This window comes from Nocardia heshunensis, from assembly GCF_054782115.1.
On the sequence record NZ_BAAGTC010000007.1, the window covers coordinates 612,358 to 626,036 of the forward strand.

The 13,679-nt window shown below is 66.3% G+C and carries 16 protein-coding genes and 1 pseudogene; 10 read left to right on the plus strand and 7 right to left on the minus strand.

Features of this window, described 5'->3' with window-relative positions; all coding sequences use genetic code 11:
• Positions 1 to 200 precede the first annotated feature (200 nt).
• The 5 genes and pseudogenes from ACYVN4_RS26010 to ACYVN4_RS26030 all read left to right on the plus strand — a co-directional run bounded on the left by ACYVN4_RS26010 (position 201) and on the right by ACYVN4_RS26030 (position 2,909).
• Positions 201 to 977, plus strand: coding sequence for a class I SAM-dependent methyltransferase (locus ACYVN4_RS26010; protein ID WP_460724603.1), 777 nt, complete (start codon positions 201 to 203; stop codon positions 975 to 977).
• A gap of 131 nt (positions 978 to 1,108) precedes the next feature.
• Entirely contained in the window at positions 1,109 to 1,729 is a 621-nt protein-coding gene (locus ACYVN4_RS26015) for an LppP/LprE family lipoprotein (protein ID WP_460724604.1), read from the plus strand.
• Positions 1,730 to 1,744: 15 nt separating this feature from the next.
• Positions 1,745 to 1,831, plus strand: a pseudogene (locus ACYVN4_RS26020) (PIG-L family deacetylase); the annotation flags it as partial.
• A 186-nt stretch (positions 1,832 to 2,017) separates the two neighbouring features.
• A complete protein-coding gene (locus tag ACYVN4_RS26025; protein WP_460724605.1) occupies positions 2,018 to 2,599 on the plus strand; it encodes a pyridoxamine 5'-phosphate oxidase family protein in 582 nt (193 codons plus the stop codon).
• 10 nt (positions 2,600 to 2,609) lie between these two features.
• Complete coding sequence (locus ACYVN4_RS26030) at positions 2,610 to 2,909, plus strand: chorismate mutase (RefSeq protein ID WP_460724606.1); 300 nt, start codon at positions 2,610 to 2,612, stop codon at positions 2,907 to 2,909.
• Between the two features lie 30 nt (positions 2,910 to 2,939).
• Here ACYVN4_RS26030 and ACYVN4_RS26035 read toward each other — a convergent pair whose 3' ends face one another.
• Positions 2,940 to 3,767: a carboxymuconolactone decarboxylase family protein gene (locus tag ACYVN4_RS26035; protein ID WP_460724607.1), complete on the minus strand. Its 828-nt coding sequence runs from the start codon at positions 3,765 to 3,767 to the stop codon at positions 2,940 to 2,942.
• A 124-nt stretch (positions 3,768 to 3,891) separates the two neighbouring features.
• Between ACYVN4_RS26035 and ACYVN4_RS26040 the strand changes: the two genes are divergently transcribed.
• A complete protein-coding gene (locus ACYVN4_RS26040) occupies positions 3,892 to 4,602 on the plus strand; it encodes an SDR family NAD(P)-dependent oxidoreductase (protein WP_460724608.1) in 711 nt (236 codons plus the stop codon).
• 24 nt (positions 4,603 to 4,626) lie between these two features.
• Positions 4,627 to 5,334 (plus strand): hypothetical protein, encoded by a 708-nt coding sequence (locus ACYVN4_RS26045; RefSeq protein ID WP_460724609.1) that lies wholly within the window; start codon positions 4,627 to 4,629, stop codon positions 5,332 to 5,334.
• 21 nt (positions 5,335 to 5,355) lie between these two features.
• Here the strand turns inward: ACYVN4_RS26045 and ACYVN4_RS26050 are convergent, their stop codons facing one another.
• Positions 5,356 to 6,027, minus strand: coding sequence for a VIT1/CCC1 transporter family protein (locus ACYVN4_RS26050; RefSeq protein ID WP_460724687.1), 672 nt, complete (start codon positions 6,025 to 6,027; stop codon positions 5,356 to 5,358).
• A gap of 292 nt (positions 6,028 to 6,319) precedes the next feature.
• Here ACYVN4_RS26050 and ACYVN4_RS26055 point away from each other — a divergent pair, with 292 nt between their 5' ends.
• Positions 6,320 to 6,643: a hypothetical protein gene (locus ACYVN4_RS26055; protein ID WP_460724610.1), complete on the plus strand. Its 324-nt coding sequence runs from the start codon at positions 6,320 to 6,322 to the stop codon at positions 6,641 to 6,643.
• On the opposite strand, the gene ACYVN4_RS26060 is transcribed toward ACYVN4_RS26055, so the two are convergent.
• Positions 6,610 to 7,830, minus strand: coding sequence for a CynX/NimT family MFS transporter (locus ACYVN4_RS26060; protein ID WP_460724611.1), 1,221 nt, complete (start codon positions 7,828 to 7,830; stop codon positions 6,610 to 6,612). The genes ACYVN4_RS26055 and ACYVN4_RS26060 overlap by 34 nt on opposite strands.
• Before the next feature lie 114 nt (positions 7,831 to 7,944).
• Here ACYVN4_RS26060 and ACYVN4_RS26065 point away from each other — a divergent pair, with 114 nt between their 5' ends.
• Positions 7,945 to 8,778: a helix-turn-helix transcriptional regulator gene (locus ACYVN4_RS26065; protein WP_460724612.1), complete on the plus strand. Its 834-nt coding sequence runs from the start codon at positions 7,945 to 7,947 to the stop codon at positions 8,776 to 8,778.
• 22 nt (positions 8,779 to 8,800) lie between these two features.
• Here ACYVN4_RS26065 and ACYVN4_RS26070 read toward each other — a convergent pair whose 3' ends face one another.
• The 4 genes from ACYVN4_RS26070 to ACYVN4_RS26085 all read right to left on the minus strand — a co-directional run bounded on the left by ACYVN4_RS26070 (position 8,801) and on the right by ACYVN4_RS26085 (position 12,035).
• On the minus strand, positions 8,801 to 9,823 hold the full coding sequence (locus tag ACYVN4_RS26070; RefSeq protein ID WP_460724613.1) for an NADP-dependent oxidoreductase: 1,023 nt from the start codon (positions 9,821 to 9,823) through the stop codon (positions 8,801 to 8,803).
• A 55-nt stretch (positions 9,824 to 9,878) separates the two neighbouring features.
• On the minus strand, positions 9,879 to 10,703 hold the full coding sequence (locus ACYVN4_RS26075; RefSeq protein WP_460724614.1) for an alpha/beta fold hydrolase: 825 nt from the start codon (positions 10,701 to 10,703) through the stop codon (positions 9,879 to 9,881).
• A gap of 93 nt (positions 10,704 to 10,796) precedes the next feature.
• Complete coding sequence (locus tag ACYVN4_RS26080) at positions 10,797 to 11,351, minus strand: carboxymuconolactone decarboxylase family protein (RefSeq protein ID WP_460724615.1); 555 nt, start codon at positions 11,349 to 11,351, stop codon at positions 10,797 to 10,799.
• Positions 11,352 to 11,429: 78 nt separating this feature from the next.
• The gene (locus ACYVN4_RS26085; protein ID WP_460724688.1) at positions 11,430 to 12,035 is read right to left on the minus strand and encodes an MmyB family transcriptional regulator; all 606 of its coding nucleotides are present in this window, start codon (positions 12,033 to 12,035) and stop codon (positions 11,430 to 11,432) included.
• A 168-nt stretch (positions 12,036 to 12,203) separates the two neighbouring features.
• Here ACYVN4_RS26085 and ACYVN4_RS26090 point away from each other — a divergent pair, with 168 nt between their 5' ends.
• Entirely contained in the window at positions 12,204 to 13,679 is a 1,476-nt protein-coding gene (locus ACYVN4_RS26090; protein ID WP_460724616.1) for a recombinase family protein, read from the plus strand.

The window sequence follows — 13,679 nt, forward strand, 5'->3', positions numbered from 1 at the left end:
CGACCGCCCCGGGCCCGCTGCGAATCCGCAGCGGGCCCTTATATTTGGAGATCACTGCCCACAACCGTGTTCACCACGGCGCAAAGAACCCTTACCCGGATAAGAACTACGGCGGCGTTTTCATCATCTGGGACCGAATATTCGGCAGGCCCACCCCTCCGGCTGACCCGAAGGTGACCGCACCGTCGTAGCGTGAATGCATGGACAGGGATGCGCGGCAACGTCATTCGTCCTCGTTCGGCGCGGCGGCGGCTACTTACGCCGCACATCGACCGGATTACGCGCCCGAGGCGCTGCACTGGGCGTTGGAATCCGCACCGGGTCGGCGAGTACTCGACCTCGGGGCCGGGACGGGCAAGCTCACTGCAGGGCTGATCTCGCTGGCTGCCGATGTCATCGCCGTCGAGCCAGACCCTGCGATGCTGAGCGAGTTACGCCGCGCGCTGCCGACTGTTCGCGGTCTCTCTGGGAGTGCCGAGGCGATACCGCTTCCGGGTGCCTCCGTCGATGCCGTTCTGGCCGGAAACGCTCTGCACTGGTTCGATATGGCGGTGGCCGGGCCCGAGATCGCCAGAGTCCTTGTGCCGGGTGGCGTTCTGGCCGGTTTGTGGAATCTGATGGACGATCGGATCGACTGGGTCGGTGAGCTCGAACGCGTCGGTGGCACTGCTGCGATCGGCCCGCGAGATACCTTCCGTAGCTGGCGTGGCGCGACGGCGGGCCTGCACCTTCCCAGCTCGGGTGCGACCCGGTTCGGCGGGGCCGAGCAGGCCGAGTTCGCGCACGCGCAGCGTCGCACCGCGAACTCCCTCGTCGCGACAATCGCCACGCGCGCAGGGATATTGGTGATGCCCGATCGGGAGCGCGAGGTCACGCTCGGTCGTATCCGTGCTTTCCTGGCGGGCCGTCCGGAGACAGCCACCGGCGAGTTCACCCTCCTGATGCTGACCGGCGTCCTTCGAACGCGCCGATGGTGACGGCCAGCCGCGTGTACAGCCGGTTTCGGCTTTCGGAGCTGCAATTGGTGTGATGCTGATACGGCGCGGAGTGCAACGGTTTGCGGCCGATTCGCGAATTACTCGTGGAAGGCACGGGGAGAGGAAAGCTCATGAAGCGGGTCGCGGGAGTGTTGATTGCGGCTGTGGGGTTGGCGTTGGCAACCGGGTGCCAGGACGGCGCGTCGGTGCCTCAGTCCGGCGGGGGGACGACTACGACCGCGGCACCACCGGCGGCGGCACAGCCGAGCGCTGTCACGCAGGCACCGGGTACCACTGCGGTCGGTGACGGCGCGCCCGCCACAGCGGGCAACGGGAAGTGCGTGGACCTCGAGTCTTCCGTGGTCACGGCAGCACTGGCCAAGATCGGTCCGAGTGTCGGCGGCAATGCCTTCGTCGCGTACAGCGGAACCGACGCGGCCGTAGGCTCGTGTCCCGCGCTGATGTGGGTGCTGGCCGAAACCAAGGGCGGGACCGCCAGCTCACCCTGGCACGTCATGCTGTTCAACCACGCCGGATTCCTGGGCACAGCGACCAAGCATTGGACCGCCTACACGCAGATCGTCGGCTCGTCCGATCGCAGCGTGCAGGTGCAATACCGCTGGCTGGGGTCCAAAGATCCGAGCTGCTGCCCCACCGGCGGACCAGTGGTCGTCACCCTCACCCTGGGCGCGGACGGTCACACCGTGACCCCGGACCGAGACTTCCCCAACGAGGTCATCAATCCCAATTAGCGCGAAACTGGGTACATGGCGACAGTACTGGCCCTGCATGCCCACCCTGACGACGAGATCACCCTCACCGGCGGAACTTTGGCGAAATTGGCCCAGGCCGGTCCACAGCCGTTTCGCGACGATCGCCCGCACTCTGCGCCGCATTCCCCCACCGATCCAGGCTCGACTACTTCGCTGGGAATGGTTCGCCGAGGAAGGCGTGAGTCCCGGCACATCGGTCCCACTTGATGACATCCTCCTCTCCCGACATGGTTGAGTTGACGGTGTAGCGATTGGGAAGGGGAGCCCATGGCCAAGGAGTTCTCGCATCTGGACGAGGGATTGCGGCGGTTCATCGCGGCGCAGGCGATGTTCTTCGTTTCCACCGCACCCACCACGGGCGGGCGAGTCAATGTGTCGCCCAAGGGATATCAAGACACGTTCGCGGTGATCGACGATCGGACCGTGGCTTACCTCGATCTGTTCGGCAGCGGCGTCGAGACGATCTCGCATCTGCGTGAGAACGGCCGGATCACCCTCATGTTCTGCTCGTTCACCCGCAACTCCCGGATCTTGCGCCTGTTCGGCACGGGGCGCGTGGTGCGTCCCGATGACGCTGAATTCATGGATCTGCGAACGCATTTCGGGCTGGAGCATCCGGGCATCCGCGCGGTGATTGTGATCCACCTCGAGCGCATCGCCGATGCCTGCGGATACGCGGTACCCTATTACGAATTCGTCGGCGAACGCCCGGTATTGGATACGCACCAAGGCAAACAGCCCGACGAGAAGTTCGCGGGCCGCATCATCGGCGACAACGGGCGCAGCATCGACGGGCTGCCCGCACTCGATCCCGACCACCCCGTGCCATCCCAGGTGCCGCGCCGATAGGGTCGAGGACATGTCTTTGGAAGAAATCCGGCGCGAGATCGATGGGATCGACGCCCGGATCGTCGAATTGCTCGGAGCGCGACAGCAATTGGTGATCCGCGCGGCCGCGTTCAAACGTAACGAGGAAGAGGTGCGGGCGCCGCAGCGCCGCGCGCAGATGATGGACCGGCTGCGCGGACTGGCGGTGCAGAACGGCGCAGACCCGGACATCGTCGAGCGGGCCTACACGACGTTGATCGATGGATTCATCGAGCTCGAGCAACGGCGGCACCGCTCGCTGACCACCTCCGAGGCGGTCAGCGAGCGCTGAACCACACCGATTCCGCAGGGGCGGTGACGGTTACACGGCCTTGCCCTCGGCGTCGCGGAGGGCGAATACCTCGCGGGCGGCGGTGATGGCGTTGAGGGCGGCGGGGAAGCCCGCATAGGCGGCCATCTGGGTGATCGCTTCGATGGCTTCTTCGCGGGTGCCACCGACATTCAGCAGGCCGTGCAGGTGCACGCGAAGCTGAGGTCCGGCGGTGGCGAGGGCGGTGCAGGCGGCGACCGTGACCAGTTCCCGGGTGACGAGGTCCAGACCGGGGCGGGAGTACACGTCGGCGAAGGAGAACTCGATGATGTAGCGGGCCAGGTCGGGGGCGATATCGGCCAGGGCGGCGATGACCTGGTGGCCCGCCTCGCCGTCGATCCGCTCGAGGGCTGCGAGGCCGCGACTGTAGCGCTGCGATGCGGTCTCGTCGGCAGCGACGGGAGCGACCAGCACCGGGCTCGCCGCCTCGGGGTGATCGGCGAAAACCGTTCTGGCTTCGGTCAATCCGTTCACCGCGGCGGGGATTCCGGCATAGATGCTGATATGGATGATGGCCTCGACGACCTCGGCGGGAGTGACGCCGACATGCAATGCGCCGTTGATGTGGAAGCGCAGCTGCGGCGCGGCCGTACCCATCGCCGCCAGGGCCGCCACATTCATCAACTGACGCTGACGCAGGGTGAGACCGGGCCGGTGGTAGATGTCGCCGTAACCGAATTCGACGGTCAGGCGGGCCAGGTCGGGGGCGATCTCGGCGAGACCGTCGATCACCGCGTCGGCCGTCTCACCGCCCACGGAGCGCAGCAACTCCATGCCGCGGTCGTAGCGGACATTGGACACCGTCGAATCGACACTCATCAGACACCTTCACAGTCGGAAACTCTTCGTCTGGCCAACCAGCCAACACCGCCGGATGTTCCCGGCGCCTGCCCCACAAAATGGGGGTTGACCTGGAGTGCACTCCAAAATCTACGGTTGAGGGATGAGCAGAATCTTGATTACGGGAGCCAACAAGGGGATTGGCTTCGAGACCGCGCGGCGGTTGATCGCCGAGGGGCACACCGTCTATCTCGGCAGCCGCGATGCCGGGCGCGGCGAGCAGGCCGCACAGGAGTTGGGGGCCACGGCTATTCAGATCGATATCGAAGACGACGCCTCGGTGGATGCGGCGGCGGCGCGGATCCGGGCCGAGGGCGGGCTGGATGTGCTGATCAACAACGCGGGCATTCAGGCGGAGATGAGCGCGGATGCGGCGGTGATCGGGGCGGCGGATCTCACCGCGGACATCATGCGGAATACCTTCGAGACCAATGTATTCGGGACCGTTCGGGTGCTGCACGCCTTCGTGCCGGTGTTGGAGGAATCGAACGCGCCCGTGATCGTCAATGTGAGCAGCGGACTGGCGTCGCTGTCGCTGACTGCGCAGCCCGGAACCTCCGCGCACCGCTACCCCGGTATCGCTTACCCTGCCTCGAAGACCGTCGTCAACGCGTTGACCATCCAGTACGCCAAGGCGTTCCCGAAGTTCCGGATCAACTCGGTCGAGCCCGGTTACACCAAGACCGACCTGAACTTGAACAGCGGTCACCAGACCGTCGAGGAGGCCGCGGAGATCATCGTCCGGATGGCTCAGATCGGCGCGGACGGACCGACCGGCGGCTACTTCGACATCAACGGTCCGCTGCCTTGGTGATCATCTCCCGTATGTTCGACTCTTGTGGATGCAGAGCTGGGGCGACGATCACTGCTGGGGTTGGGTTCGGCGGTCGCGGTGAGTGCCGTGCTGACCGCGTGCGGCGGCGGTAAGAAGAAGCACGACAAGCCGACCACGGCCCCGGCCGCCCCGCCGCCCACCGGCGGGCCGCTGCCCGACACGGTCATGATCATCCGTCATGCCGAGAAGCCCACCGGCTCGGGCAAGCCGTACGGCATCACCGAGGACGGCGAACGCGACGAGGAATCGCTGACGGTCCGGGGCTGGACACGGGCGGGCGCGCTGGTCGACCTGTTCGACCCGCGCGGCTCCGACGGCAAACCCACCGCGCTGCGGCCCGGACTGTCGAAGCCCGCCACGATTTTCGCGTCCGATCCCGGCGGCCACGGCAGCAAGCGACCCGGACAGACGGTGACGCCACTGGCCGCCGCGCTCGAGTTGACGATCGACAGCCGCTATCCCAAAGGTCAAGAGGCGCAACTGGTCGCGGCCCTCGGGGGTGCGGCCGGGCCGGTCCTGATCAGCTGGCAGCACGAGAACATCGGGGCGATCATCGGTCAGCTCGGGACCGTCACCCCGACCCCGCCCAAGTCCTGGCCCGATGATCGCTTCGACATCGTCTACGTCTTCACCCGCAGTGGCGCGGGCTGGAACTTCACGCAGGTGCCGCAGGTGCTGCTCGCCGGTGACTCCCCCACGCCGATCGGCTGAGAGTCGCTCCGCGACAACGGTTCAGATCGCGACGCCGACCAGATGACCGATCACATAGGTCGTGATCATCGCCAGCGCACCGCCCGCGAGCACCCGCACGGTCGCCCGGCCGACGGGCGCCTGGCCCAGGTGCGCGCCCACGGCTCCCGTGATCGCCAGCGCGGCGAGCACCGCCGCCATGGTCACCGGCACCCGAATCGCCTGCGGCGTCAGGATTGCCAGCAACGGCAGCAACGCACCCAGGGTGAACGACAGCGCCGACGAGAACGCGGCATGCACCGGATTGGTCAGCTCGTCCGGGTCGATGCCCAGTTCGGCCTCGGCATGCGCGGTGAACGCGTCACGGGCGGTGAGCTCCTCCGCGACGGTCTGTGCGGTCGCGGCCGACAGGCCTTTCGCGCGGTAGATGGCGGCCAACTCCGCCAATTCGGCTTCCGGCTGTTCGGCCAGTTCACGGCGTTCGGTCTCCAGCAGAGCGCGTTCGCTGTCACGCTGCGTGCTCACCGAAACGTACTCGCCCAGGGCCATCGACACCGCGCCTGCCGCGAGCCCCGCCACGCCCGCAGTCATGATGGCGGTGCTATTGCTGGTGGCCGCCGCCACACCGACCACAATGCCCGCCACCGAGACGATTCCGTCGTTCGCTCCCAATACGCCGGCGCGTAGCCAGTTCAATCGCGTCGCCAGTCCCATGGCATGCGGCTCGGCCGGATGCGCAATGGCCACCGACCCCTCGAAATCGTCCCTCACCAGGGGAACGGTAATGCTTCACACGATTTCCCGCCAGCAAAGAAAGGCTCACCGAAATTAGGTAATGCATTGCATACCAATAATTTTCGCTGCGAATGGCCGGGTGGTGACGTGGGACACGTGGTTCGCGACACGTTTGCGACACCGAATTTCTCCGCGGATCAGCCTATGCGCCCGAGATGTTCGCCGTAGCGTTGACATCGGCGCGAAGCGGATCAGTCAAGAGAGCGGCGAGATGCGGCCACAACCGGCAGCCATCGGATTTCTCCGGCACGACGTGTCGGGGGCGCAACAGCAGTGGGACGAGGCCCAGATTCAACATCTGGCCCGCCGCCTCGGCTACGACCTGTGCAAGACCCTCATCTTCGGCCCCGAGACCGATCGCCCGATGCTGCGTGTGCGCACCGTGCTCTCGCGCCTCGAGGCCGACGCGGTGATCGTGCCGAGCCTCGCCCACCTCGGCGGTCGGATTCCCGACGATCTCGTCGAGATCGCCGACATCATCACCGTCAGCCCCGAAAACACCTACGCCCGCTGGGTGATTCCGCCCGCCGAGTAGTCGGAGGTTCGGTCCTCGGGCGTATGCACCGTCCCCCGGCCCGCAACCAGCGCGACGACAATCTGGCAGGCCGCTGCGGCGCACAGCATGAGAATGGGTGCGCGCCAACCGGAACCGAGCGTGTGCAGCAGGCCGAAGAGCGCCGGACCGGCAGCAGCCAGCAGGTAGCCGATCGACTGTGCCATCGCCGAGAGCGCGCCCGCCCCGGCCGCATCCTCGGCGCGCAGACTGAGGAAAGCCAACGCCAGCACCAGGCATGCGCCGCCGCCCAGCCCAAGCACGACACTCCACAACAATGCCCAGCCCGGTGCCGCCAACAGCCCCAGATAACCGAGGAGCAGGACCGCGGAGGCAACAGCCGCTGGCCCGCGTTGATCGCGCGTCCTACGCATCAGCGCGGGCATCGCGAGACTGGTGAGCACCGCGACCAGTTGGAACAGGAACAGCAGCCACCCGGCCGCGGTCGCGCTGACGCCGTGGGACTGGAACACCTGCGGCAACCAGGTGACGACGGCGTAGAAACCCAGCGACTGCAATCCCATGAACGCCGTGACCGCCCACGCCACCGGTGATCTCCACGGCAACCGGTGTCGGCGCACCGTGCCTTGCACCGTCCGCGGCGCTCGCATCTGTGGAAGCCACAGCACGATGGCGATCGACGCGGGCAGGATCCACAAGCCCAGTGCGGTATGCCAACCGCCCGGCGCATGCTGGCTGATCGGTACCGCCACCCCCGAAGCCACCGCCGCGACACCGCCCATCACGGTCGCGTAGGCACTGGTGAGCAGGCCGATCCTGGCCGGGAAATCACGCTTGATCAGGCTGGGCAGCAGCACGTTTCCCCCGGCGACGCCCGCCCCGATCAGCACCGTACCCACGAAAAGACCGAGTGCCGACGGCAGCCACCGCACCGCGATCCCCAGGCTCAGTACGACAAGCGCGCCGCCGAGAACCCGCTCGGATCCCCACCGTGCCGCCAGACGCGGCACCAGCGGGGACAGGACCGCGAATGCCAACAGCGGCAGCGTATTCAGCATGCCGGCAGCGCCCGAGGACAAGTGCAGATCGGCCTGCAGACGATCGAGCAACGGCCCGATACCGGTCAGACTCGCTCTCAGATTGGCCGCCACCACCAGGAGGCCCCACACCACTAATGCACGGCCGGAATACGACTTCGACTTCTCCATGCCCATCACGATCGAGCCGCACCGGGCCGCCAACCAGGCCATGCTCAGGCTGGCCCCCGGAGGGCCACGCTATGCGCGGCGGCCCTGGCGACGAATCGTCTTATGCTGCAGGACATGGGGACGCCACTGGGAGACTTCATTCGGGCCAAGCGAGACGGAATCCAGCCGGAGTCCCTCGGCCTCCCGAGTCGCGGCCGCCGCCGGGCACCGGGTCTGCGCCGCCAAGATCTCGCGACCCGGGCAGACGTCAGCGTCGAATACCTGACCCGGATCGAGCAAGGCCGCGACCGTAATCCGTCGCCCGCCGTGGTCACCGCGATCGCCGACGCGCTCGTGCTCGATTCCTCGGAACGCAACCACCTGAGTTATCTCGCGAAGATCACCGGTGGCGTGTGCGCCATCCAGGTGCGGCCCGAACCGCCTTCGCGGGAGGTGCGGCCCGCGGTGCTGAAGACGCTCGTCCTCCTGGAGCCGGGCATCGCAGTCGTGACCAATCGGCTGGGCGATATCCTCGCTCACACAAGCACTTTCGCGTCGATCACCGACGGAACGGGGGTGCTCGACGATGTCGTCCCGAATCTCACCCGCTACGTCTTCACCGACCCCCGGGCCCGGACGTTCTTTCTCGACTGGGACGACATCGCCGACGAGCAGACCTTCGATCTGTGGCTCGCACCGTCTATCGAGAACCTGGAATGGCTGACCGCCGAACTCGCGCCGGTCGCCGGTTCCGAGTTCACCGACCGCTTGAACCGTCACACGGTGCCGCGACGGGGCGTTCTCCGCCTCCAGCACCCCGCGGGCCATACCCTTCGGCTGCTCCGGGAGACACTCGAACTCGCTTCGGACGCACAACAACTCGTCGTCTTCCATCCGACCGACGAACACACGGAGCGGGTCGTCGAACAGCTCCGCCAACCCCACGGGCGACTCCGGTCGATCTCGTGACCGGAGCCGCCCCTCCGGGGCGTCAGAAATCGGCGATCTCGACCAGCTGCTTGCCGAGGTTGCGGCCTTCGAAGACCGAACGCAGCGCGTCCGGTGCGGATTCGAGTCCGCTGCTGATGGTTTCGGCGACGGTGAGCTTCCCCTGGTCATGCCAATCACGCAAGGCGGCGAACGCCTCGGGGAAACGGTCGAGGTAGTCCAGGAAGATGAACCCCTCCATCCGTGCTCGGTCGAGGGCCAGCCGCATGTAGTTGCGTGGGCCGGATGGCGGATCGGAGCCGTCGTAGCCCGAGGAGATGGCGCCCGCGAGGACAACGCGAGCGTTGCGCGCAAGGTGGGCCAGACCGTGCTCCAGGATGCTGCCGCCGACGCCGTCGAAGAACACATCGATGCCGTCGGGGGCCAGGCGAGTCAAGCTGGTGTCGACATCGTCGTGCTTGTAATCGATGGCGGCATCCAAGCCCGCGTGGTCGGTGAGCCAGGAACACTTCTTCGATCCGCCCGCGACACCGATGACATTGCAGCCCATGGCTTTCGCGATCTGGGCCGCTAGGGATCCGGTCGCGCCGGCCGCGGCCGACACCAGCACGGTCTGGCCCGGCCGGGGACGGCCGATGTCGGTCATGCCGAAGTACGCGGTCAGCCCGGGTGCTCCGAACATGCTCAGCATCAGTCGGGCGGGCACGCCGTCCGGAACCACGTTCAACCCGAACAGCCCGCCCTCCGCGGCGACGACGTAGTCCTGCCAGCCGACCATTCCCGCGACCCAGCTGCCGACCGGGTAGCTCGGATTGTTCGACCGCACAACCTGTCCCACGCCGCCGCCCCGCATCACCGAATCGATTGGGATCGCGTCGATGTAGTTGTCGGCATCGTTGAGCCAGCCGCGCTGGGTGGGATCGATGCCCAGCCAGCGCACCCTGATCAACGCTTCGCCGGGCCCCAGCGTCGGTATGGGCACGGTCCGCAGCTCGAAATCCTCATCGCGCACAACGCCTTCGGGCCGTCGCCGCAGAACCCATTGCCGATTAACCGCATCCGTCACCGGGCGATGCTAGATCACCCGCCCGGCAACCTTCGAGCCATTTATCGGGTCGCGCTCAGGACTCCAAAACCTCGCGCAGTCGCTTGGCGAAAGCGTCGGGCTGTTCCATGAATCCGCCGTGACCGCCGGGGAACAGCGTGGGCTCGACGGCGAGTTCGCGGCCCAGGGCGCGGGAGGTGTGATCGCAGAACTTGTCCGCGGACTCGTCGCCGATGCCGATGAGAATGGTGGTCGGGGTGGCGCGCAGGGCGTCGAGCGACGGCTCCCAGCCGGAGGTGGTGTGCAGTTCGTGGCGGTAGAAGAAATCGTCGGATTCGACTGCGTGCGGGTCACGTTCGCCACCGAACATCTGCTGCAGCACTTCCTCCGGCATGAAGAGACCGGTCATGGCGAAGAACTTACGGATCGCGCCGAGCGCGTCACCGGTGTTGTAGACGTCGATGACTTCCTGGGTCTGCGCCCGCAACTCCTCGCGATTGTCGAGCAGTTCGCGCAGCGGTGGCTCGTGCGCGATCAGCTTCGAGACCAGATCGGGGCGGGCGATGGCCAACGCGAGGCCGGTGATCGCGCCGCCGCTGGAACCCAGCACGATGGCCGGGCCCTTGCCGATGTGGGTGAGCACCCGGGCCAGGTCGTCGGCCCGCAGTTCCGGTGTCGAGTCCTCGTCGGTGTTGTTCAGGACGCTCTTGCCGTGGCCGCGCGGATCACTGCTCAGGACCGTGTAATCCGAGGCCAGCAACTCGGCCAGCGGGGTGAACGGACCGGAATCCATCGGGGCGCCGATCAGGGCGATGAGCGGGCCGCTGCCGCGGACTTCGTAGTAGATGGTGCCGTCCGGCACCGCGAGGGTTCCGGAGGTGACGGGTGCGGTCGAGGTCATGGTTGCTCCAAGCGTGTTAGCGACACGGACACCTCTTATGACCGTACGACCGCCCCGAATTCATCGCGGCGCGAACGGGAATGCTCGAAGGGTTTATTCAGTAGCGCGACGCGGTTCCGGCAGTGCGCAGGTCATCCCGTCGGCCATCCCCGTCGGCCGCACGCCCAGCGCCTGATTCACCCGTGAGCGCTGGTTCTCCCAGGCGATCGCGGCGGCGAGTTCGGCCAGCTGCGCCTTGCTCAGATGAGTCAGCAACCGTGTGCGCAACTCGTCGAGGTCCAGCGAGGTTGGCGTGACGGTGACGGCCTCCGCATAGCCGATGACGAGCTTCTCGAGCTCGCTGTAGGCGTGGCTGTCCTGATACTTCGGCAGGTCGCTGATCTGTGCCTCGGTGAGCCCGCCGTGATGCGCCAACGCCGACCCGATATCCAAGCAGAACTCGCAGTTGACCAGCGCCGCAGTCTTCAACTCGGCCAGTTCCTTCAGCCGAGGGTCCACTCGGTTGGAGAACAGCAGCATGGATTCGTAGAACGCAGTGCTCAGCAACAACAGTGGCCGCCGGATCAGCCAGCCGACGAGATCGGCCTGATTCCGGCGAGCGCGCCCGAACACCTTGAGGTAGTTCCAGATTCGTGTGAATGCTCGCATGCGCTGTCCCCTTCATCTTCGCGGATGCCGTGGTCCCATCCTAGGCCGAAAACGACGCAGCGTAGTAGAGATTTCGGTTCAGTGATCGCTCTCGATTGCGCTGTCCCGCCGGACCGGGACCTCGGCATTCCAGGAGCACAGGATGCGCAGCGCTTCGTGGCTCGGCGAACCTTCGGGGGCGGTGTAGGTGACGAGGGTCTGATCCTGTGCGGTCAGGACCTGCAGCACTTGCCAATCCAAGTGCAGCTCGCCGACCACCGGATGACGGAGGTGTTTGTGGCCGCCCGCGAGAGTGCGCACGCCGTGGCCCGCCCACCACCGGCGGAAGTCGGGGTCGTGCACGGACAGCTCACCGACGAGCTGGGTCAACCGCGGATCTCCGGGAGTGCGTGCCGCGGTCATCCGCAGGCGGTCGACCGCCTCGGCGGCAACCTGTTCCCAGTTCGCGAACAGGCCGCGAATCCTGGGTTCCAGGAACACCATTCGCACCAGAGCGCGTTGTGCCGGTGGGATTTCCGAGAAGTCCAGAAACAGTGCGACAGCTTCGGCATTCCACGCCAGAATATCTGTCCGCGGCCCCAGAACCAGGGCGGGAGCCCGAAGCGCAGCGAGCAAATCCCGCAGTGGCGCACCAATTTCCGGCTCGACAACCCGCCCACGCCGAGGCCTAGCCTGCACCAACATCCGCAAATACTCGTGCTCCTCCGCCGTCAACCGAAGCGCCCGCGCAATCCCCGAAAGCAAATTCTCCGAAGCCGACGAAACCCGCCCCTGCTCCAACCGCGTGTAATGATCCACACTCACCGAAGTGAGCGTAGGATTAGTCGTCCTTCGCCGGAGGGAGTGGTGACGGTGTCGAATGCCCTGGTCACAGACGCTGGCAACTTGATTTTGGATATCTACGCTCGGGTGTCCCGCTTGGGAGACGACCGGCAGCGATCCACTTCGGGTCAAGTAGAGGATTGCACGGCCCGGGTTCAGGATCACGGCGCGCAGGTCGGTGAGGTCCACATCGATAGCGGGCGATCAGCCTGGAACCCTCGAGTTCGCCGTCGTGAGTGGGAACGGCTAATGCAACGGCTCGAGTCGGGCGCGACCGGCGGCGTGGTGGTATTCGATATGGCGCGGTTCTCGCGCCGACCGATCGAGGGTGAGCGGCTGATCCTCGCAGCCGAGCGCGGTTTGGTCGTGTTGGACAGCGAAGGCGAATACGACCTGTCAACAGCGAACGGCCGCAAGACTTTTCGTGACCAGCTGAATGCGGCAGCATACGAGTCCGATCGGCTGTCCACGCGCGTGAAGCGCGGTAAGAGGGTGAAGGCCGCGCGTGGCGAGTCCAACCACACACACCGCCCATTCGGTTACGAGCCGGACGGGGTGACCGTGCGGGAATCGGAAGCAGTCGTGTTGCGGGAGATGGTGGCCCGACTGCTGGCCGGTGAGAGCATGAAGCGAATCGCCACTGACCTGAACGAACGTGGGCTGACCACGTCGGTGGGGGCGAAATGGTCCGGAGAGAAGCTGAAGCGGGTTGTCGCGAACCCGCGCAACGGTGGCTTCGTCGCACACCTGGGCGAGATTGTCGGACGCCTGCCGGGAACACCGCTCATCGGTGAGTCCGATTGGGAGAGACTGACCGCGACGTTCGCCGCAAGAGGGCGGGGACGGCCGACCACGGCGGACTACGTGTGCTCGGGGCTGGTGTACTGCGGACGTTGCGGCCGTGGATTGACCGGTATGTCCCAGCCCCATCGGGCTCCGTACCCGGATGGTTCGCTTCGGCGGCGGTATTGGTGCCAGAAGCGCATGACCGGCGGCGGATGCAACAAGGTGTCGGTGGACATGCTCCAGCTCGATACCGCGATAGGTGGGTTGGTGGTGACGATCTTGTCGGACCCGCGTCACGCCGAAGCGGTGAGCGCGGCAGCAGTCGCGCTGGCGGCCAAGCGGAAGCCGATCGCGGACGAGTTGGCGGAAGCGGAGGAGTTGGCGGAGGTGTTGTCCGGGCGGCTCGGGCGCGGGGATATGAGCGTGGACCGCTATGACGCGGCGATCGGGCCGCTGGATCGGCGGATCGCGGAGTTGACTGCCAAGCGGGATGCGTTGGACGCGGCGCGGGAGATCGATGATTCGGAGGAGGCACGGGCGGAATCGGTGGAGGTGTGGACTGCACGCTGGGACGCGGCGAATGTTGGTGAGAAGCGGGCGATGTTCAAGCGTGCGTTGCGCGGCAAGCGGGTGGAGATCATGCCCGCCACGACACGCGGCCCCCGTTTCGACCGCGAACGGATCAAGGTGAAGCCCCTCAAAACCATTGCCGCTGTGTGA

What these genes read in the sequence shown, in the direction of transcription:
- ACYVN4_RS26055 (WP_460724610.1), top strand. Translation starts at nt 6,320, where the DNA reads ATGCGGCCACAACCGGCAGCCATCGGATTTCTCCGGCACGACGTGTCG.
- ACYVN4_RS26030 (WP_460724606.1), top strand. Translation starts at nt 2,610, where the DNA reads ATGTCTTTGGAAGAAATCCGGCGCGAGATCGATGGGATCGACGCCCGG.
- ACYVN4_RS26065 (WP_460724612.1), top strand. Translation starts at nt 7,945, where the DNA reads ATGGGGACGCCACTGGGAGACTTCATTCGGGCCAAGCGAGACGGAATC.
- ACYVN4_RS26060 (WP_460724611.1), bottom strand. Translation starts at nt 7,830, where the DNA reads ATGGAGAAGTCGAAGTCGTATTCCGGCCGTGCATTAGTGGTGTGGGGC.
- ACYVN4_RS26025 (WP_460724605.1), top strand. Translation starts at nt 2,018, where the DNA reads ATGGCCAAGGAGTTCTCGCATCTGGACGAGGGATTGCGGCGGTTCATC.
- ACYVN4_RS26035 (WP_460724607.1), bottom strand. Translation starts at nt 3,767, where the DNA reads ATGAGTGTCGATTCGACGGTGTCCAATGTCCGCTACGACCGCGGCATG.
- ACYVN4_RS26080 (WP_460724615.1), bottom strand. Translation starts at nt 11,351, where the DNA reads ATGCGAGCATTCACACGAATCTGGAACTACCTCAAGGTGTTCGGGCGC.
- ACYVN4_RS26040 (WP_460724608.1), top strand. Translation starts at nt 3,892, where the DNA reads ATGAGCAGAATCTTGATTACGGGAGCCAACAAGGGGATTGGCTTCGAG.
- ACYVN4_RS26075 (WP_460724614.1), bottom strand. Translation starts at nt 10,703, where the DNA reads ATGACCTCGACCGCACCCGTCACCTCCGGAACCCTCGCGGTGCCGGAC.
- ACYVN4_RS26050 (WP_460724687.1), bottom strand. Translation starts at nt 6,027, where the DNA reads ATGGGACTGGCGACGCGATTGAACTGGCTACGCGCCGGCGTATTGGGA.
- ACYVN4_RS26015 (WP_460724604.1), top strand. Translation starts at nt 1,109, where the DNA reads ATGAAGCGGGTCGCGGGAGTGTTGATTGCGGCTGTGGGGTTGGCGTTG.
- ACYVN4_RS26010 (WP_460724603.1), top strand. Translation starts at nt 201, where the DNA reads ATGGACAGGGATGCGCGGCAACGTCATTCGTCCTCGTTCGGCGCGGCG.
- ACYVN4_RS26085 (WP_460724688.1), bottom strand. Translation starts at nt 12,035, where the DNA reads ATGTTGGTGCAGGCTAGGCCTCGGCGTGGGCGGGTTGTCGAGCCGGAA.